This window comes from Paracoccus lutimaris (assembly GCF_003337565.1).
In the GTDB taxonomy this organism is placed as follows: Bacteria; Pseudomonadota; Alphaproteobacteria; order Rhodobacterales; family Rhodobacteraceae; genus Paracoccus; species Paracoccus lutimaris.
In genome coordinates this window covers 521,740-542,018 of record NZ_QPJL01000001.1, presented here as the reverse complement: position 1 = coordinate 542,018, position 20,279 = coordinate 521,740, and the positions used below count along the sequence as shown (strand labels likewise).

Genomic DNA, 20,279 nt, shown 5'->3' with positions numbered 1-20,279 from the left:
GACATCAGGTCTCGTGCCAATCTGGTCTCCATTGCAGGTACCAGCTTGAATCACGATCAGGCCACCCTGTGAATCCCTTTTGTCAACACCACCTAGTATGTGAATTTCGCTATGCTTGGTCATTCTTGGCTTTCGTAACTCTATTGGCTGCGGAAGTGGTAAATGAAAAGATTCGAGGTGTATGGATATCAGCTGCTGCGCTCTCCTGTGGGAGTAAGGGTTTTGTGACGGGGTGAGTATTTATATTTTACTTAATTTTATCAGTGATGTGGGGCTTTGCTGTGCGTATCGCACGGTGCCGAGGATGAAGGTGTGTCTGATGGGCAGTCTGAAAGAGGCGTTGGGTGTGTTTTGATATTTTAGATTTTGCATAATTTGTAGTGCGCTTTGGATCGGGCGTCCACACTTACAGACTCTCCGGCATGAAAATCTGCACGGCGGTCTGGATCGAGCTGACCGCCCCTTCAAGCCGGCCGAAATGGCGCGCCAAGGCCTCGACCGCCAGGCGCGTGCCCAGTTGCGGGTCCTGATCCAGTATCGCATGCAACCGGCGCTGGCGCAGCAGCCGGCGGCGGTTCGGGGTCAGCTCATGGGTGATGACATGGACTTTGCCCTGACGGCCCAGCCGGTCGATGGCATCGACGATGCCGACCGTGCCCACCGACAGGTGATAGATGCCGCGGATACCCGGGTTTTCCGACAGCGCCTCGTGAACGCGGGCGGCGGTGATGTCGAAATCCTCGCCGGTCTCGACCACGCGCGCGATGCGGCAGGCGGAGTGGCGGGCGGAAAGCAGGCTTTCAAAGCCCCGTGCCCGCGCCCGTTGTCCGGCCAGATCGAAATGCCCGGCGACGATCAGGATCTCGCCGCCCTGCTCGCCCAGAAACAGCCCCATCAGATCGGCGGCGATCCGGCCCGAGCGCTCGTCATCGGGGCCGATATAGGCCAACCGGCCCGAGGCCTCGATATCGGTGACGATGGTGATGACGGGCACCTCGGCCCGGATTGCCATCAGCGCCGAGGCGATCTCGGGGCGGTCCTGCGCCGCGATGATCAGCCCATCGGTCTGGCCGGGCAGGGCAAGGATGCGGCGCGCGGTGTCCTGCGGCTGGTCGATGCGGGTCTGGACCACGGCGATCTGGATATTCAGCGCCGCGACCAGCTTGCGGGCGGCGTCGATGCCCTTGCGCAACTCGGCGTGAAAGGGGTTCTCGGGGGGCTGGATCATCACCGTGATGCGGCGGATCTGGCGATGGGTATGGTCCAGCCGCCGGTCCAGCCCCAGCTCGCGCGCGGCGCGCAAGACGCGCTCTTCCTTGGCGGCATTGACTCCGCCGCGATGGTTGATGACCCGGTCCACGGTCGCCGGAGACAGGCCCGCATGCCGCGCGACATCGGCCAAGGTCGGTTTCCTGCCCATCGCTCTCCTGCCGTGCCGTCCCTGTGCCAGACCAGCCTAGCATGGGCGGGGCCGGGCCGCATCCCGATTTGATGGAATTCCATCAAAACTTCGATGGCATCCTCCCAGACCCGGCGCTATCGCTTGGTCAGCGGGGCGCGCACAGGCCCCCGGGGGAGAAAGCTCACATGTCTATGGTGGTGACCACCGCGCCCTGTTGCTGGGGCGTGGATGATATTGCCAATCCGCATCTGCCTGACTGGCGGCTGGTGTTGGATGAGGTGGCCGCCGCCGGCTATGCCGGGCTGGAGCTGGGCCCCTATGGCTATATGCCGCTTGAGGTCGCGACGGTCTCGGAGGCGCTGCGGACACGCGGCCTTTACATCGTCGCGGGCACCATCTTCGACGACCTTGTGAACCCTAAAAACCGCGACAATCTTCTGCGCCAGACGCACGAGATCTGCGCGCTGATCACCCGATTGCCCAAGCCCCCGCGTGCCCCCGGCCAGCGATTTGCCGCGCCTTATCTGACGGTCATGGACTGGGGGCACGACGAGCGTGACTATGCCGCCGGCCATTCCGACCGCGCGCCGCGTCTGGACGCTGCCGCATGGGCCGGCATGGTCGCCAATATCCGCGCCATCGCCACCTTGGCGCGCGACGGATATGGCGTGCGCGCCGTCATTCATCCCCATGCTGGCGGCCATATCGAATTTGCCGACGAGATCGCCCGCATTGCTGCCGACGTGCCTGCGGGCGAAGCCGGGTTCTGCATCGATACCGGTCACAGCCTTTACGCCGGCATGGACCCGCTGACGGTGCTCAGCCAATGGTGGGACCGCATCGACTATATCCATTTCAAGGATATCGACGCGGCAACCTATGCCGATGTCATGTCCCGCCGCATCCGCTTTTTCGAGGCCTGCGCCCTTGGCGTCATGTGCCCCATCGGGCGCGGTGTGATCGACTATCCCGCCATCCACGCCTTTCTGACCGAACGCGGCTATGGCGGCTTCATCACGGTCGAGCAGGAACGCGACCCCCGCAATGCGAGCGGCTCGCTGGCTGATGTCAAAGCCTCGCGCGACTATCTGAAATCAGTGGGCTTTGTCCACGCAAGCACGGAAACAGCAGCATGATCAACGGCGAACGTCAGACGAAAGCGGCCATCCGCTGGGCCATGGTCGGCGGCGGCAAGGGCAGCCAGATCGGCTATATCCACCGCTCGGCCGCCGAACGCGACCGCTATTTCCAGCTGGTCGCCGGGGCCTTCGATCTGGACGCGGCGCGTGGCCGCGCCTTCGGGGTCGAGCTGGGGCTGGACCCCGACCGCTGCTATGCCGATTACAAGGCGATATTCGCGGCCGAATCCGCGCGCCCCGACGGCATCCGCGCCGTGTCCATCGCCACGCCCAATAACACCCATTACGAAATCTCCAAAGCCGCGCTTGAGGCTGGCATCCATGTCATCTGCGAAAAGCCCCTGACCTTCACCACCGCCGAAGCGCTGGATTTGCAGCGCATCGCCGAGGAACGGAACCTGCTCGTCGGCGTGACCTATGGCTATTCCGGCTATCAGATGATCGAAGAGGCCGCCCGGCTGGTCGCCGACGGCACGCTGGGCGAGATCCGGCTGGTCAACCTGCAATTCGCCCATGGCTTCCACAACGAGGCGGTCGAGGACGCCAATCCCGCGATCCGCTGGCGCGTCGATCCGAAGTTCGCCGGCCCCTCCTATGTGCTGGGCGATCTGGCCACGCATCCGCTGTATCTGGCCGAGGTGATTTGCCCAGAGCTGAAGATCCGCCGCCTGATGTGCGCGCGGCAAAGCTTCATCGCCTCGCGCGCGCCGCTTGAGGACAATGCCGTCACGCTGATGGAATATGAGGGCGGGGCCTTCGGCACGCTCTGGACCTCGGCGGTGAATGCCGGCGCCATGCACAGCCAGAAGGTGCGGATCGTCGGATCAAAGGCCTCGATCGAATGGTGGGACGAGCATCCGAACCAGCTGAGCCTTGAAATTCAGGGCGAGCCGCCCCGGCTGCTCGATCGCGGCATGGGTTATCTGCACCCCGAAACCTCGGGCGATGACCGCATCAGTGGCGGCCATCCCGAGGGGCTCTTCGAGGCCTGGGCCAATCTCTACTACCGCTTCGCCCTTGTCATCGAGGCGCTGGACGAGGGCGCGCCGGATCGCGTGGCGGATCTGCGCTATCCCGGCATCGAGGCCGGGATCGAGGGCGTGCGCTGGGTCGAGAACTGCGTGCGCTCGGCCGATCAGGGCGGCGTCTGGGTGGATTATAGCTGACCATGCAGATCGGTGCGGAAAACATGTCGCGGCACATCATGGGAATGATAGGTTTGCATCATTCCCATAATGCGAATCCGCCCATGAGCCGCCCGACCATCATCGATCTTGCCAAAGCCGCGGGCGTCAGCACCGCGACCGTCGACCGTGTCCTGAACGGGCGCCAGAACGTGCGCGAGGAAACCGTGCGCCGCGTCCATGATGCCGCCGAGGCCATCGGCTATCACGGCGCCAATATCATCCGTTACCGGCTTCTGGCCGACAAGCCCGAATTCCGGCTGGGGCTGGTGCTGCAAAAGCCGCGCCACGCCTTTTATCAGGATGTCCTGCGCATCTTCGAGGCGCAGGCCCGCGCCTGCATGCTGCGCCGCGTCCAGATCACCGCGCGTTTCGCCGAAACCGCCCGCCCCGAGGAACTGGCCGAGATCCTTTTGTCCTTCAAGGGCCGCGTCGATGCGGTGGCGGCGACCGGGCTTGACCATCACCTGGTCACGCAGGCGGTGCAGACCCTGCGCGGCGGCGGCATGCCGGTCTATGCGCTGCTGTCGGATTTCGCCCAAGGGGTGCGGGAAAGCTATTTCGGCACCAACAACCTGAAAGTCGGGCGGATCGCGGGCTGGTTCATCTCGAAACTGGCGCGCCAGCCCGGCAAGGTCGGGCTGTTCGTGGGCGGGCCGCGCTTTCACGGGCACGAACTTCGCGAAACCGGCTTTCGCAGCTTTTTCCGCGACGCCGCGCCGGATTTCCGGCTGCTGGACACGCAGATCAATCTGGAAACCCGGCAACTGACCTATGAGGCGACCAGCAACCTTCTGGCGCGCCATCCCGATCTGGTCGGGCTTTATGTCGCCGGCGGCGGCATGGAGGGGGCCATTCAGGCCGTGCGCGAGGCGCAGGCCGCGTCGCGCGTGGTGCTGATCGTCAATGAGCTGACCCCGGAATCGCAATCGGGCCTGCAGGACCAGACCATCAGCGTGGTGCTGGGCACGCCCGTGCGCCAGCTTGCCGCCGATCTGATCGCGCTGATGATCGCCACTTCCGAAAAGGGCATGGCCGAAACGCCGGGCCAGCGTTTCTTCCCCAGCGAGGTCTGGACCCCGGAAAGCGAGTTCATGAGGTGATTACATCATTGCTTCGGTCAGAACCCATCATGGATGATGGAATCCGGCGCGCGAAACGATTGACCCAAGGCCGCAGATCGGGAATCGTGACGTTGCGTCCGGACGAGGAGCCGACGCCAAATTGCGCGAACCTACAGGATCACGACAACCGCTGCCGGCGGACAGCAGAGGTCTGTCCCGCAGCAGGTTCCGGCACATAATGGCGCCGCCGGACGCCGACAGAGGAGGAGACCCAGAATGAAAAAATTCATGATCACGACCGCTCTGGCCGTGGGCATCGCCGGAACGGCCTCGGCCGAGAATATCGGCGTTTCGATGGCGCTGTTCGACGACAACTTCCTGACCGTGCTGCGCAACGGCATGCAGGACCATGCCAACGGCCTCGAGGGCGTGACGCTCCAGATCGAGGACGCCCAGAACGATGTCGGCAAGCAGCTGAACCAGATCCAGAACTTTGTCGCCTCGGGCGTGGATGCGATCATCGTGAACCCGGTCGATACCGACGCCACCGTCGCCATGTCGCAGGCCGCCGCCGATGCCGGCATCCCGCTGGTCTATGTCAACCGCCAGCCGGTGAACCTCGACAGCCTGCCCGAGAAGCAGGCCTTCGTGGCCTCGGACGAAAAGGAATCCGGCACGCTGGAAGCGCAGGAAGTCTGCCGCCTGCTCAAGGAAAAGGGCAAGGGCGAGGGCGCCAATATCGTCATCATGATGGGCGAATTGTCGAACCAGGCCGCGCGGATGCGCACCCAGGACGTGCATGACGTGATCGCGACCGACGACTGCAAGTTCATGAAGGTGGTCGAAGAGCAGACCGCCGAATGGTCGCGCACCAAAGGCGCCGACCTGATGACCAACTGGCTGTCGGCCGGGCTGCAATTTGACGCCGTGGTCTCGAACAATGACGAGATGGCCATCGGCGCCATTCAGGCGCTGAAGACCGCCGGCATCTCGATGGACGATATGATCGTGGGCGGCGTTGATGCCACCGCCGACGCGCTGGCCGCGATGGAGGCGGGCGATCTGGACGTGACCGTGTTCCAGAACGCCGCCGGTCAGGGCGGCGGCGCGGTCGATACCGCGCTGAAGCTCGCCCGTGGCGAGGCGACCGAACAGAAGGTCTTCGTGCCCTTCGAGCTGGTCACCCCGGCGAACCTCGCGGATTACAAGAAGTAAGACGCAAAATCACGGCATCCGGGGCCGCGCGCGGCCCCGGATACCCGCCGACCCCGGCAAAATGGGAGGGAGAGGACCATGCTTGACGGCCAAGGTGCGAATGCGCGCGGCGTGTTCGAGGGCGAATTCATCCTGGAAGTGGACAATGTCCGCAAGGAATTCCCCGGCGTTGTCGCGCTTGACGACGTGCAGCTGAAGATCCGCCCCGGCTCAGTTCATGCCCTGATGGGCGAGAACGGCGCGGGCAAGTCCACGCTGATGAAGATCATCGCCGGCGTCTATAACCCCGACCGGGGCGAGGTGCGTTTCGCCGGGCGCAAGCTGGATATCCGCACGCCGCTGGATGCGCTGAATTCCGGCATCGCCATGATCCATCAGGAACTGAACCTGATGAACACGATGACGGTGGCCGAAAACATCTGGATCGGACGCGAACCCAAGAACGGGCTTGGTCTGATCAATCACGGCGAGATGGCGCGCATGACGCAGGCGCTGTTTGACGATCTGAACATCCGTCTGGACCCGGCGGGCATGGTGGGCGACCTGACGGTGGCGCAAAAGCAGATGGTCGAGATCGCCAAGGCGGTCAGCTTTCATTCCGACGTGCTGATCATGGACGAGCCGACTTCGGCCATCACCGAAACCGAGGTCGAGCATCTGTTCCGCATCATCCGCGACCTGCGCGCCAAGGGCGTCGGTATCGTCTACATCACCCACAAGATGAACGAGCTGTTCGAGATCGCCGACGAGCTGACGGTATTCCGGGACGGCAAATACATCGCCACGGTGGACGCCAAGGACGTGACCCGCGACGACATCATCAAGATGATGGTCGGGCGCGAGATCACCGACATGTTTCCCAAGGTGGACTGCCCGATCGGCGAGACCATCCTTGAGGTCAAGAACCTGACGCTGGACGGCGTCTTCGAGGATGTCAGCTTCACCCTGCGCCGGGGCGAGATCCTGGGCGTGGCGGGGCTGGTCGGCTCGGGGCGCTCGAATGTGGCCGAGGCGATCTTTGGCGTGGTGCCGGCGAGCTCGGGCCAGATCCTTGTCGATGGCAAGTCCGTTCAGGTCACCGCGCCCAGCGTCGCCATGTCGCTTGGCATGGGCTTTCTGACCGAGGACCGCAAGGAAACCGGCTGTTTCCTGAACCTCGACTGCATCGAGAACATTCAGGTGGCGCTGCTCTCCAGCGGACGGGTCGACAATCGCGGCTTCGTCAACCAGCGCGAGGTGAACCGTCTGGCCGAGGAATATTCGGCCAAGCTGCGGGTCAAGACCCCGAACCTTGCCGAGACGGTGGCGAACCTGTCGGGCGGCAATCAGCAAAAGCTGCTGATCGCGCGCTGGCTCTTGACCGAGCCGCGCATCCTGATCCTGGACGAGCCGACGCGCGGCATCGATGTCGGCGCGAAATCCGAAATTCACCGGCTGATCACCCAGTTGGCCGGGCAGGGCGTCGCCGTCCTGATGATTTCCTCGGAGCTACCCGAGGTGCTGGGCATGTCGGACCGCATCATGGTCATGCATGAAGGCCATGTGAGCGGATTTCTGGATCGTGCCGAGGCCGATCAGGTGCGGGTCATGGAACTCGCGGCGAAGTAATTCGGAGGAGATAACATGACATCGCAAGACGCAAATTTCGAACGGGCCGCGCCCAAGGCGCATCGCAAGATGCCGGCCGAGGTCAATATCCTGCTGGTGCTGCTGGGCATCGCGCTGGTCTTCGAGGTGCTGGGCTGGATCTTTCAGGGCCAGTCGTTCCTGGGCAATTTCGGCCGGCTGAAGATCATGATCCTGCAGGTCTCGGTCATCGGGATCATCGCCGTGGGGGTGACGCAGGTCATCATCTCGGGCGGGATCGACCTGAGCTCGGGCTCGGTCGTGGGCGCCGTCGCCATGGTGTCGATGAGTTTCGCGCAATCGTCCGAATATGCCCGCGCGGTCTATCCCTCGCTCACCGACATGCCGGTCATCGTGCCGGTGGCCATCGGGCTGCTCTGCGGCGCGGCGGCGGGTTTCGTGAACGGCTGGCTGATTGCCTATACCAAGATCCCGCCCTTCATCGCCACGCTGGGCATGATGGTGACGGCGCGCGGCTTCGCGAAATGGTACACCAAGGGCCAGCCGATCAGCTTCCCGACCGAAAGCTATGCGGCGCTGGGTCAGGGCATGATGCCGGTCTTTATCTTCCTGATCGTGGCGGCGATCTTTCACGTCGCGATGAAATACACCCGCTATGGCAAGTTCACCTATGCCATCGGCGCCAATGCGCAGGCCGCCCGCGTCTCGGGCATCAATGTCGAAAAGCATCTGGTCAAGCTTTACATCGTTGCGGCGACGCTGGCGGCGCTGGCCGGGATCGTGGTCGCTGCACGCGGCCAGACCGCGCAGGCCGGCATGGGCACCATGTATGAACTGGACGCCATCGCCATGGCGGTGATCGGCGGCACCTCGCTGACCGGCGGGCGCGGCTCGATCATCGGCACCTCGATCGGCATGGTGATCTTTGGCGTCATCATCTCGGGTTTCACCTTCCTGCGGCTGGACGCCTATTACCAGGAGATGATCAAGGGCGTGATCATCGTCGTCGCCGTGATCGTCGACACCTACAGACAGCAAAAGCGCGGCAAGAAATCCTGATGCCGATGCTGGGGCGCGGCGGTTCTCCTCCCTGACGCCGCGCCCCGAAAATTCCCTAGAACACTGATCGCATATCAAGGACCATGGCGATGAGAGAGCTTTTGAAACTGACCGTCTGTGCTGCGGCCCTTGCGTTAGGTGCCGGGGCCGCGCAGGCCGAAACCCGTGTCGGCGTGTCGATGACCAGCTTTGACAACCCGTTCCTGACCATCCTGCTGAACGGCATCCGGGCCGAGGGCGCCAAGCATTCCGATCTGGAACTGGTGGTCGAGGATGCGCAACTGGACGTCGCCAAGCAGCTCAATCAGGTGCAGAACATGGTCGCGAATGGCGTTGACGCCATCGTGGTGAACCCGGTCGATGGCGCGGCGACGCCTGCCATGACCGCGCTGGCGGTCGAGGCCGGCATCCCGCTGGTCTATGTCAACCACCCGCCCGCCGAACATGCCGCCATGCCCGCGGGCACCAGCTTTGTCGGCTCGAACGAGATCGACTCGGGCACCATGCAGACCAAGGCCGTCTGCGAGATGCTGGGCGGCAAGGGCAAGGTTCTGGTGCTGATGGGGCCGTTGGAAAACGAGGCCTCGATCATCCGCACCAAGGATATCGAGGACGTGATCGCAACTGAGCCCTGCACCGGGATGGAGATCATCGACAAGCAGGTCGGCAACTGGAACCGCACGCAGGGCGCGGACCTGACCACGAACTGGCTGACCTCGGGCGTGGAATTCGACGCCATCATCTCGAACAATGACGAAATGGCCATCGGCGCCATTCAGGCGCTGAAGGGCGCGGGCGTGGACATGGGCAAGGTGGTCGTCGCCGGGATCGACGCGACCCCCGACGGGCTGGCGGTGATGGAGGCGGGTGAGCTGGACGTCACCGTCTTCCAGAACGCCACCAAACAGGGCGAGGTGGCGCTGGCCACGGCACTGTCGATGGCTGCGGGCGAAAAGGCCGAGGGCAATATCTGGATCCCGTTCGAGCCGGTCACCGCCGCCAACATGCAAGATTACAAGTAAGCAGCCCCCTGGGTCCGTCTTGCGAAAGGAATGACCAATGAAGATCGCTCTTGATCCCTTCATGCACCGCCATCTGTCGCTTGAGGAACTGCCCTCGAAAGTGGCGGAACTGGGCTATGAATGGATCGAAATGTCCCCCCGCGCCGATTTTCTGGAATGGTTCAAGGCGCCGCGCGTCTTTCCCGACCGGGTGAAAAGCTTCAAGCGTGCGCTCAGGGACGCCAATGTCGGCATCGCCAGCCTGCTGCCCATGTATCGCTGGGCCAGCAATGACGAGGTCGAGCGTCAGGCCGCCGTCAAGCACTGGAAGCGCGCCATCGAGATCGCCGTGGAACTGGGCGTCGATACGATGAACAGCGAATTCGGCCGTGGCCCGCATCCCGACAAGGGGTCCTGCTATTGCTGCCATACCGGCTCAATGATCGAGGCCTGCGAGGACGCCTGGTGGCGCAGCATGGAGGAGCTGGTCCCGATCTTTGAACGTGAAGGCATCAACCTGCATGTCGAGCCCCATCCCGAAGACTGGTGCGAGACCCTGCAACCCGCGCTGGACATCATCCGCACCGTCAACAGCAAGCGGGTGAAGTTCCTTTATTGCGCGCCGCATACCTATTATTTCGGCGACGACACCAAGGCGATGCTGCGCGAATCCGCCGACGTGCTGGCCCATGTCCATGTCGGCGACACCTTCAACCACAAGGCCAGCTCGGGCCTGCGCTATATCCTGAACCCGCCCGGCACCAATGCCCGCATCCACCAGCATCTGGATATCGGGCAGGGCGAGGTTCCGTGGGAAGATTTCTTCGGCACTCTGGCCGAGATCGGTTTCGACGGCATCATGACCGCCTGCGTCTTCGCGTGGGAGGACCGGGCCGATGCGTCGGGCAAGTTCATGCGCAGCGAAATGCAGCGTTACGTTGACAAATACTTCAAGTGAGGCAACAGAAAATGACCGTCAGAATTGGTGTCATCGGCACAGGCATGATCGGCCGCGACCACACCCGGCGCATCCAGCAGGTGCTGGCCGGGGCCGAGGTGGTCGCGCTCAGCGACTATAACCCCGACGCGGCGCGCGCTGTGCAGGCCGATCTGGCCCCGGCCGCTCAGGTCTATGAAAAGGGCGAGGACCTGATCGCCGCCCCCGAGGTGGATGCGATCCTGGTCTGCTCGACCGGCGCCACGCATGAACCCTATGTGCTGGCCGCCATCGCCGCCGGCAAGCCGGTCTTTTGCGAAAAGCCGCTGGCCACGACCGCTGACGGCGCGAAGCGCATCGTCGATGCCGAGGCCGCCTTTGGCCGCCGGCTGGTGCAGGTCGGCTTCATGCGCCGCTATGACGCCGGTTATGTGGCGCTGAAGGCCGCCGTGGACAGCCAGATCGGCGCCCCGATCATGGTCCATGCCGCGCATCGCAACCCGACCGTGCCCGAGCATTACCTGACCCCGATGGCGATCCACGACACCTTGATCCATGAAATCGACGTGCTGCGCTGGCTCTTGAATGACGATTACGTCTCGGCCCGCGTGCTGTTCCCGCGCAAGGCCGCGCGTTCGCATGGCAAGCTGCGCGATCCGCAGGTCGTGGTGCTGGAAACCGCCAAGGGTGTGCTGATCGATGTCGAGATCTTCGTGAACTGCCATTACGGCTATGACATCCAGTGCGAGATCGTGGGCGAGGACGGCATCGCGAAACTTCCCGAACCCATGGCCATCCAGATGCGTCTGGACGCGAAACTGCAAAACCCGATCCTGACCGACTGGAAGGACCGTTTCGTCGACAGCTACGATGTCGAACTGAACGACTTCATCAAGGCGGCGGCGCAGGGCACGGCGGCCGGCCCGTCCAGCTGGGACGGCTATGTCGCCGCCATCACCTCGGATGCCTGCGTGGCCGCGCAGGAGGCCGATGGCGAGGCCGTCGCCATCTCGCTGCCCGCGCGTCCGGCGCTTTACAACTGAGGGACGTCATGCGTTTCGCCATCAACCACATTTCGGCCCCGAAGCTGCCTTTGGCCGAGTTCTTCGCCGTGTGCCGGCGGCTTGGCGTCTCGGATGTCGAGATCCGCAACGACATCCCCGATGTCATGGGCAGCATGTCTGCCCGTGACGTCCGGGCCGAGGCCGCCGCGCAGGGGATCACCATCCTGTCGATCAATGCGCTTTACCCCTTCAATGTCTGGTCGGGCGATCTGCCCGGCCGGGCGCAGAAAATGGCCGATTACGCCGCCGAATGCGGCGCGCAGGCGCTGGTCATGTGCCCGCTGAACGACGGCAACAAGGTCGCGCATTCGCGCGTGGTCGAGGCGCTGGACGCGATGAAGCCGATCCTGACCCAGCGCGGGCTGACCGGGCTGGTCGAGCCGCTGGGCTTCCCGATCAGCTCGCTCAGGACCAAGGCCGAGGCCATCGCGGCGATCACCGAGGCCGGCGATGACGGCACCTACCGGCTGATGCACGACACCTTCCACCACCATCTGGCCGGCGAGACCCAGTTCTATCCGCGCCGCACCGGGCTGGTGCATATCTCGGGTGTCAGGGATACTGCGGTGGCGGTGGCCGACATGCTCGACGCGCATCGGGTGCTGGTCGATGACGCCGACCGGCTGGAAAATATCGAACAGATCCGGGCGCTTCTGGCGGCGGGCTATGAGGGGCCGTTCAGCTTTGAGCCCTTCGCGGCCGAGGTGCATGAACTGGCCGATCCCGAAGCGGCGCTGCGCGCCAGCATGGATTATATCCGGGCCAGCGTTTGACGCGCCGGTCCGATTGAGAGGGTATGATGAAGACGTTGGATGTGATCACGATTGGGCGTTCGTCGGTTGACCTTTACGGGTCGCAGATTGGGGGCCGTCTTGAGGATATGGGGTCGTTCGCCAAGTATATCGGCGGCTCACCCACGAATATCGCCTGCGGGACGGCGCGGCTGGGGCTGAAATCGGCGGTGATCACCCGCGTCGGCGACGAGCATATGGGCCGCTTCATCCGCGAGCAGTTGGCGCGCGAGGGCGTCGTTACGCGCGGCGTCGCCACCGACCCCGAGCGGCTGACCGCGCTGGTCATTCTGGGTATCCGTGACGAGGAACAGTTCCCGCTGATCTTCTATCGCGAGAACTGCGCTGACATGGCGCTGAGCGAAGAGGATATCGACGAGGGTTTCATTGCGCAGACGCGCTCGGTGCTGGCCACCGGCACGCATCTGTCGAACCCCCGCACCGCTGCCGCAGTGCTGAAAGCGCTGGAGCTGGCCCGCAAGCACGGTGCGCAGACGGCGCTGGATATCGACTATCGCCCGAACCTCTGGGGTGTGGCGGGGCATGGCGACGGCGAAAGCCGCTTTGTCGAAAGTGCCGCCGTCACCGCCAAACTTCAGGCAACGCTGCATCTGTTCGACCTGATCGTCGGCACCGAGGAAGAGTTCCACATCGCCGGCGGCTCCACCGATACGGTAGAGGCGCTGCGCAATGTGCGCGCGGTCTCGGGCGCGGTGCTGGTCTGCAAGCGCGGCGCCAGGGGTGCGGTGGCATTCACCGGCGCGATCCCCGACAGTCTGGATGACGGCCAGACCGGACCGGGCTTTCCGATCGAGGTCTTCAACGTTCTGGGTGCGGGCGACGGGTTCTTCTCGGGGCTGATGAAGGGGTGGCTTGACGGGGCCGATTGGCCGACGGCGCTGAAATACGCCAATGCCTGCGGCGCCTTTGCCGTTAGCCGCCATGGCTGCACCCCGGCCTATCCCTCGCTGACGGAACTGGAGTTCTTTCTGGAACGTGGCGTGATCCGTCCCGATCTGCGCAACGATGCCGAGCTGGAACAGATCCATTGGGCGACGAACCGGCAGGGCCGGATGGGCGGCGACTGGACCACGATGCGGGTCTTTGCCTTTGATCATCGCAAGCAGCTTGAGGACATGCCGGGCTATACGCTGGAAAAGGGCGGCGCCTTCAAGGAACTGTGCCTGAAGGCGGCGTTGCAGGTCGCGGACGGGCAGGGCGGCCATGGCATCCTGTGCGACAACCGCATCGGCAAGCGGGCGCTGCATGCGGCCTCGGGGACGGGGCTGTGGATCGGGCGGCCTTGCGAATGGCCGAGCTCGCGCCCGCTGGAGCTGGAACCGGAACTGGGCGCCGATTGCGGCGGGCTTGAGGCCTGGGCGCGCGAGAACGTGGTCAAGGTGCTGTGCTTCTGCCATCCCGACGACGATGCCGCGACGCGCGCGGCGCAGGAGGCGACGGTCAAGCGCCTGTTTCAGGCCTCGCGCCGCAACGGGCTGGAATTCCTGCTGGAGATCATCCCCTCGAAGGTGGCGCCGGTGGATGACATGACCACGGCGACGCTGATCCGGCAATTCTATGCCATCGGCGTTTATCCCGACTGGTGGAAGCTGGAGCCGATGACGACCGAAGCCGCCTGGCAGAACGCCATCGCGGCCATCGAGGATCACGACCGTCACACCCGTGGCATCGTGGTTCTGGGGCTGGATGCGCCCGAGGCCGAGCTTGCGGCCAGCTTCAAGGTCGCGGCGGCATTCCCGCTGGTCCGGGGCTTTGCGGTCGGGCGCACCATCTTTGGCGAGGTGGCGCGGGACTGGCTGGCCGGGCGCATCGGCGACGACGAGGCGGTGGCGCGGATGGCCGAGCGTTATGCCCGGCTTTGCGCGATCTGGGATCAGGCGCGGGCAGCGGCGGCATGAGCGCGGGGAAGGACGGGGGCGCTGCCCCCATCCGGCTGGCGCCGGATTCCCCCGGGATATTTGGACATGAAAGAATGGGCGTTGAGGTGACGAGATGAGCGGGACGATCAGGTTGACCGCGGCGCAGGCCATGGTGCGCTGGCTGTCGGTGCAGATGACCGAAGAGGGTGAGCGCTTTATCGAGGGCGTCTGGGCGATCTTTGGCCATGGCAACGTGGCCGGGCTGGGCGAGGCCCTGCACGGGATCGGCGCGGCTCTGCCGACCTGGCGCGGCCAGAACGAACAGACCATGGCCCATGCCGCCATTGCCTATGCCAAGGGGCAGGGGCGCAGGCGGGCGCAGGCGGTGACCAGCTCGATCGGGCCGGGGGCCACGAACATGGTGACGGCGGCGGCGCTGGCGCATGTGAACCGGTTGCCGGTCCTGTTCATTGCCGGCGACGTCTTTGCCAATCGCCGTCCGGATCCGGTCTTGCAGCAGGTCGAGGACTTCGACGATGGCACGGTCAGCGCCAATGACTGCTTCCGCCCCGTGGTGCGCTATTTCGACCGCATCACCCGGCCCGAGCAATTGCTGACCGCGCTGCCGCGCGCCTTGCGGGTGATGACCGATCCGGCGAATTGCGGGCCGGTCTGTCTGGCCTTCTGTCAGGATGTTCAGGCCGAGGCCCACGACTGGCCCGAGGCGTTCTTTGTCCCCCGCGTCTGGCGCATCCGCCGGCCCGAGCCGGATGCGGCGGAGCTGGCCGAGGTGGTGGCGCTGATCCGCGCCGCCAAGGCCCCTGTCATCGTGGCCGGGGGCGGTGTGATCTATTCCGGGGCCGAGGCGGCGCTGGGGGAGTTCGCCAGCCGCCACGATATCCCGGTGATCGAGACCCAGGCCGGCAAGTCCTCGCTGGCGCAGGCGCATCCGCTGAATTACGGCGCCGCGGGCGTCGATGGCTCGGCGGCGGCGAATGCGCAGGCGGGCAAGGCGGACTTGATCCTTGGGATCGGCACGCGGCTGCAGGATTTCACCACCGGCTCACGCACGCTGTTTCCGCAGGCGAAGCTGGTGTCGATCAACGTCCAGCCCTATGACGCCGCCAAGCATGGCGGGGTCAGCCTTGTCGCGGATGCGCGCGTGGCGCTGGAGAAGCTGGGCGCGGCCCTGGGCGGCTATCGTGCCGGGGGTGCCGATCCGGCGGCGCGGGCCGAGTGGCTGGCGGCGGTCGACGCGCATTGCGCCGCCCCAACTGAGGGCAATCAGCTGCCGACCGACGCGCAGGTGATCGGTGCGGTGCAGCGGGCCTCGACGCCCGAGAGCATCGCCATGTGCGCGGCAGGCACCATGCCCGGGGCGCTGAAGCTGCTGTGGCAGCCGTCCCAGGGCGGCTATCACATGGAATACGGCTATAGCTGCATGGGCTATGAGGTCGCGGGCGCCTTGGGGCTGAAGCTGGCGCGGCCGGATCGCGAGGTCTTCTGCTTTGTCGGCGATGGCAGCTACATGATGGCCAATTCGGAACTGGCGACGGCGGTAATGCGGCGGGTGCCCTTTACCGTCATCCTGACCGACAATCGCGGCTATGGCTGCATCAACCGGTTGCAGCAGAATTGCGGCGGCGCGGCCTTCAACAACATGTATGTCGACAGCAATATCGAGACCCAGCCGCAGATCGATTTCGTCGCCCATGCCGCGAGCATGGGGGCGCATGCGGTCAAGGCCTCGGGGATTGCCGATCTGGAGGCGCAGATCAAGGCGGCGCGCTCGCGCGACATTCCGACCGTGATCGTCATCGACACCACCGCCGCGCCGGGTCCGGGCGACGGGCTGAAAGCCGCCGGCCATTGGTGGGACGTCGCCGTGCCCGCCGTCGGCGATACCGAGAAACTGAAACAGGCCTATGCGCGCTATCTGGAAAACGCCGCGCATCAGAGCCTTGTGAACTGAGGAAGAAGAGCATGATCCTATATGGCACCAATCCCATCGCCTGGGCCAATGACGACGACCAGTCCATCGGCGCGAACATCCCGACCGAGCAGATCCTGCATGAGGCCGGGCAGGTCATCGGCTTTGACGGCATCGAGAACGGCCATCGCTGGCCCGACGATCCGCAGGCGCTGAAGGAGCTTCTTGGGCGTTATGGCTTGAAGTTCATCTCGGGCTGGTATTCGACCGAGCTGCTGACGCGCTCGGTCGCCGAGGAGATCGAGGCCGTGCAGGGGCATCTGGCCAAGCTCAAGGCCAATGGCTGCAAGGTCTGCATCGTTTGCGAATGCTCGAACACCGTGCATGGCAAGCCCGATGTGGCGGTGAATGACCGCCCGCGGCTGTCGGCCGGGGAAATGGCGGAGTTTGGGGCGAAGATCGAGGAATTCGCCGCCTATCTGGCAAGCCAGGGGATCACGCTTGCCTATCACCATCACATGGGCACGGTGGTCGAAAGCCCCGAGGAGATCGACGCCTTCATGGCCGCGACCGGGCCGGCCGCGCATCTGCTGTTTGATGCCGGGCATTGCACCTTTGGTGGCGGCAATCCCGAGGAAGTGCTCGCGCGCCATGTCGGGCGCGTGGCGCATTTCCATGCCAAGAACATCCGCCGCCCGGTGACCGAGCGGGTCCGGGCCGAGAATATGTCATTCCTGAATGGCGTGCTGGCCGGGGCCTTTACCGTGCCCGGCGATGCCGAGGGGGCGATCGATTTCGTGCCGCTGCTGAAGATCCTGGCCGGTGCCGGCTATGACGGCTGGCTGGTGATCGAGGCCGAGCAGGATCCCGAGCTGCGCAATCCGCTGCAATACCAGTCGCTGGGGCTGAAATCGCTGAAGGCCGCGGCGCGCGAGGCGGGGCTGGACCGAACTGTCGCCGCCTGAATGCGCTGTCGGCACGGGGGGCCTCGGCCCCCCGGACCCCCCGAGGATATTTGAACATGAAAGATGAGGCAGGGTGATGAGCACACTTCTTCGCAGACCCTTTGGCACGCATGGCAAGGTGCATGAGATCACCCCGCAATCTGTCGGCTGGCGCCATGTCGGCTTTTCGCTTTACCGGCTGCGGGCGGGTGAGGATGCCGCCGAGGCGACCGGCGCGAATGAGGTCATTCTGGTCATGGTCGAGGGCAAGGCGCACATCGAAGCTGCTGGCCGGGATTGGGGTGTTCTGGGCGAGCGCATGGATGTGTTCGAAAAGACCCCGCCGCATTGTCTTTATGTTCCGAACGGGCAGGATTGGCGGGCCGTGGCTGAGACCGATTGCGTGATCGCCGTCTGTGCAGCGCCGGGCAGGGGCGGGCACGAGGCGCGCCGCATCGGGCCGGAGGGTATCACCCTGACCCAACGCGGCAAGGGCGCCAATACCCGCTGGATCAACAATATCGCCATGGAGGCCGAGGATTACTGCGACAGCCTGCTGGTGACCGAGGTCTTTACCCCCGCTGGCAACTGGTCGTCCTATCCGAGCCACCGCCATGACGAGGACGACTTTCCGCGCATCACCTATCTGGAAGAGACTTATTATCACCGCCTGAATCCCGCCGATGGCTGGGCCGTGCAGCGCGTCTATACTGACGATGGCAGTCTGGACGAGGTGATGGCGGTGCGCGACGGCGACGTGGTCTGCGTCCCGCGCGGCCATCATCCCTGCGGCGCGCCTTACGGGTTCGAGCTTTACTATCTGAACGTCATGGCCGGGCCGCGCCGGAACTGGCGCTTCATCCCCGCGCCCGAGGTCGAGGAGATCATGCGCCGCGACGCCGTCTGAGCCGGATCATTCCGGGCGCGTCTGCTGAAATGACGGGCGCGCCTCGATCACGGCGGCGAAATCGGCAAGGGCGGGATGGCGCTCGCGCCAGTTCAGCTGCGGAAAGCGGAAATCGAGATAGAAGAGCGCGCAGGCCGTGGCGATGTCGCCGATATCGGGGGCATCGGCATTCGGCGCGTCTGCCTCCATCACGTCAAGCGCTGCGCTGACCTTGGCCAGCTGGCCCTCCAGCCAGTCCTGCCAGCGCAGGGGCTCGGGGCGCAGGAAGGTCTCGTAGCGGGCGAGCAGCGCGGCATCCAGCACACCATCGGCCAAGGCTTCGCGGCGCAGGGTGCGCCATTCGCCGGCGCCCCGCGGGTAAAGCCGGCTCTCCGCCCCGAGATAGCGGCAGATTACCCGGCTGTCATAGAGCAACTCGCCATCCGCCAGCCGCAGGCAGGGCACCTTGCCCAGCGGGTTTGCCGCCACCAGATCGGGCGAGCGCGCGACCGGGCTGGCGCTGGCGGGGATCAGTGTCAGTTCGGTGCCGATCTCGATGGCGGCGGCGCGGACCTTGCGCACATAGGGCGAGGGTTGCGAGTAGAACAGTTCCAGTGCCATCGGGTCGATGCCTCATGCCGGGAATGCCGGTATCATGGCCGCGATCTGGCCCCGGTTCGGGTGCGGGGTCAAGTCCGGGCCCCGGTTCACGCCCCTGTCCTTTCGCCGCATCCCTCAGGAAAGCTGTTCCCTTTCGGCGCCGCTTGCGCCTAACCTGCCGCCAAATCAACGGGGAGAGCTTTCCATGTCCGAGAACTGGGGTTTCGACACCACCGCCATCCATGCCGGCGCCGCACCCGATCCCGCGACCGGGGCGCGTCAGGTGCCGATCTATCAGACCACGGCCTATGTGTTCAAAGACGCGGCCCATGCGGCGCGGCTGTTCGGCCTGCAAGAGGTCGGCTATATCTATTCGCGCCTGACCAATCCGACGGTCGCCGCCCTGCAGGCGCGCATCGCCGCGATGGAGGGGGGCGCGGGCGCGGTCTGTTGCTCATCGGGGCACGCGGCGCAGATCATGGCGCTGTTTCCGCTGATGGGGCCGGGCTGCAATATTATCGCCTCGACCCGGCTTTACGGCGGCACCATCACCCAGTTCAGCCAGACCATCCGCCGCTTTGGCTGGTCGTGCAAATTCGTCGATTTCGACGATCTCGAGGCGCTGCGGGCCGCCGTCGACGACGATACCCGGGCGATCTTTTGCGAATCGATCAGCAATCCCGGCGGCTATGTCACCGACATTCCGGCGGTGGCGCAGGTCGCCGATGCGGCGGGGCTGCCGCTGATCGTCGACAACACGCTGGCGACGCCCTATCTGTGCAAGCCCATCGAGATGGGCGCGACGCTGGTCGTCCACAGCCTGACCAAATACATGACCGGGAATGGCACCGTAACAGGCGGCGTCGTGGTCGACAGCGGCAAGTTCGACTGGTCGGCATCCGGCAAGTTCCCCAGCCTGTCGGCGCCCGAACCCGCCTATCACGGGCTGAAGTTCCACGAGGCGCTGGGGCCGATGGCCTTTACCTTTCACGGCATCGCCATCGGGCTGCGCGATCTGGGCATGACCATGAACCCGCAGGCCGCCCATTACACGCTGATGGGGATCGAGACCCTGGGCCTGCGCATGCCGCGCCATGTCGAAAATGCCGAGAAGGTCGCCGAATGGCTGGAACGCGACCCGCGCGTGACCTCGGTCACCTATGCGGGGCTGGCCTCGTCGCCCTGGAACGCGACCGCGCGGCGGGTCTATCCCAAGGGCGCGGGGGCGCTGTTCACCTTTTCGATCAAGGGCGGCTATGACGCGGCGGTGAAGCTGGTCGATAATCTCAAGCTTTTCAGCCATGTCGCCAATCTGGGCGATGCGCGCTCGCTGGTCATTCATTCCGCCTCGACCACGCATAGCCAGCTGACGGATGCGCAAAAGGTTGCGGCGGGGGCCGGGCCGGATGTGGTGCGCCTCTCGATCGGGATCGAGGACGCCGCCGACATCATCGCCGATCTGGATCAGGCGCTGGCCGCCGCCACGGCTTGACGGGGCAGGTCGCGGCAAAAGGAGCGCGCACAAAAAAGGCGGCAGGAAAAGTCTTGCCGCCTTTGCTACTCGTTCCACTGGGAAATCGGGTACTCGTTACGCTA

The 20,279-nt window shown here is 64.6% G+C and carries 17 protein-coding genes; 15 read left to right on the top strand and 2 right to left on the bottom strand.

The genetic code is table 11. From position 1 onward, the window contains the following. Positions 1-406: 406 nt before the first annotated feature. Positions 407-1,420, bottom strand: a complete 1,014-nt coding sequence (locus DFP89_RS02500) for a LacI family DNA-binding transcriptional regulator (protein WP_114347781.1) — start codon at positions 1,418-1,420, stop codon at positions 407-409. Between the two features lie 167 nt (positions 1,421-1,587). Here DFP89_RS02500 and DFP89_RS02495 point away from each other — a divergent pair, with 167 nt between their 5' ends. The 14 genes from DFP89_RS02495 (at position 1,588) to iolB (ending at position 18,104) form a co-directional block, all read left to right on the top strand. Next, positions 1,588-2,538 carry a sugar phosphate isomerase/epimerase family protein gene (locus DFP89_RS02495; RefSeq protein WP_114347780.1) on the top strand — a complete coding sequence of 317 codons (951 nt, stop codon included), beginning with the start codon at positions 1,588-1,590 and terminating at the stop codon, positions 2,536-2,538. Continuing rightward, positions 2,535-3,707, top strand: coding sequence for a Gfo/Idh/MocA family protein (locus tag DFP89_RS02490; protein WP_114347779.1), 1,173 nt, complete (start codon positions 2,535-2,537; stop codon positions 3,705-3,707). Before DFP89_RS02495 ends, DFP89_RS02490 begins: the two co-directional genes overlap by 4 nt. Positions 3,708-3,790: 83 nt before the next feature. Continuing rightward, positions 3,791-4,828, top strand: a complete 1,038-nt coding sequence (locus tag DFP89_RS02485) for a LacI family DNA-binding transcriptional regulator (protein WP_114347818.1) — start codon at positions 3,791-3,793, stop codon at positions 4,826-4,828. Between the two features lie 237 nt (positions 4,829-5,065). Continuing rightward, positions 5,066-6,004, top strand: a complete 939-nt coding sequence (locus tag DFP89_RS02480) for a sugar ABC transporter substrate-binding protein (protein WP_114347778.1) — start codon at positions 5,066-5,068, stop codon at positions 6,002-6,004. Between the two features lie 78 nt (positions 6,005-6,082). Then, positions 6,083-7,612: a sugar ABC transporter ATP-binding protein gene (locus tag DFP89_RS02475; RefSeq protein WP_114347777.1), complete on the top strand. Its 1,530-nt coding sequence runs from the start codon at positions 6,083-6,085 to the stop codon at positions 7,610-7,612. Positions 7,613-7,627: 15 nt separating this feature from the next. Beyond that, the gene (locus DFP89_RS02470; protein WP_114347776.1) at positions 7,628-8,650 is read left to right on the top strand and encodes an ABC transporter permease; all 1,023 of its coding nucleotides are present in this window, start codon (positions 7,628-7,630) and stop codon (positions 8,648-8,650) included. An 89-nt stretch (positions 8,651-8,739) separates the two neighbouring features. Then, positions 8,740-9,672, top strand: coding sequence for a sugar ABC transporter substrate-binding protein (locus DFP89_RS02465; RefSeq protein ID WP_114347775.1), 933 nt, complete (start codon positions 8,740-8,742; stop codon positions 9,670-9,672). A 37-nt stretch (positions 9,673-9,709) separates the two neighbouring features. Further along, a complete protein-coding gene (locus DFP89_RS02460; RefSeq protein ID WP_114347774.1) occupies positions 9,710-10,609 on the top strand; it encodes a sugar phosphate isomerase/epimerase family protein in 900 nt (299 codons plus the stop codon). A gap of 11 nt (positions 10,610-10,620) precedes the next feature. After that, positions 10,621-11,631, top strand: a complete 1,011-nt coding sequence (locus DFP89_RS02455; RefSeq protein WP_114347773.1) for a Gfo/Idh/MocA family protein — start codon at positions 10,621-10,623, stop codon at positions 11,629-11,631. Between the two features lie 8 nt (positions 11,632-11,639). Then, complete coding sequence (locus DFP89_RS02450; RefSeq protein ID WP_114347772.1) at positions 11,640-12,425, top strand: TIM barrel protein; 786 nt, start codon at positions 11,640-11,642, stop codon at positions 12,423-12,425. Positions 12,426-12,448: 23 nt separating this feature from the next. Next, entirely contained in the window at positions 12,449-14,362 is a 1,914-nt protein-coding gene (locus tag DFP89_RS02445) for a bifunctional 5-dehydro-2-deoxygluconokinase/5-dehydro-2-deoxyphosphogluconate aldolase (RefSeq protein WP_114347771.1), read from the top strand. A 94-nt stretch (positions 14,363-14,456) separates the two neighbouring features. Next, complete coding sequence (iolD, locus tag DFP89_RS02440; RefSeq protein ID WP_114347770.1) at positions 14,457-16,295, top strand: 3D-(3,5/4)-trihydroxycyclohexane-1,2-dione acylhydrolase (decyclizing); 1,839 nt, start codon at positions 14,457-14,459, stop codon at positions 16,293-16,295. A gap of 11 nt (positions 16,296-16,306) precedes the next feature. Further along, the gene (gene iolE / locus DFP89_RS02435; protein ID WP_114347769.1) at positions 16,307-17,218 is read left to right on the top strand and encodes a myo-inosose-2 dehydratase; all 912 of its coding nucleotides are present in this window, start codon (positions 16,307-16,309) and stop codon (positions 17,216-17,218) included. Positions 17,219-17,294: 76 nt separating this feature from the next. Next, complete coding sequence (gene iolB / locus DFP89_RS02430) at positions 17,295-18,104, top strand: 5-deoxy-glucuronate isomerase (protein WP_114347768.1); 810 nt, start codon at positions 17,295-17,297, stop codon at positions 18,102-18,104. Between the two features lie 6 nt (positions 18,105-18,110). Here the strand turns inward: iolB and DFP89_RS02425 are convergent, their stop codons facing one another. After that, positions 18,111-18,704 (bottom strand): glutathione S-transferase family protein, encoded by a 594-nt coding sequence (locus tag DFP89_RS02425; RefSeq protein ID WP_220269792.1) that lies wholly within the window; start codon positions 18,702-18,704, stop codon positions 18,111-18,113. A gap of 184 nt (positions 18,705-18,888) precedes the next feature. On the opposite strand from DFP89_RS02425, the gene DFP89_RS02420 reads away from it, so the two are divergent. Next, positions 18,889-20,175, top strand: coding sequence for an O-acetylhomoserine aminocarboxypropyltransferase/cysteine synthase family protein (locus DFP89_RS02420; protein WP_114347767.1), 1,287 nt, complete (start codon positions 18,889-18,891; stop codon positions 20,173-20,175). Positions 20,176-20,279: the final 104 nt, after the last annotated feature.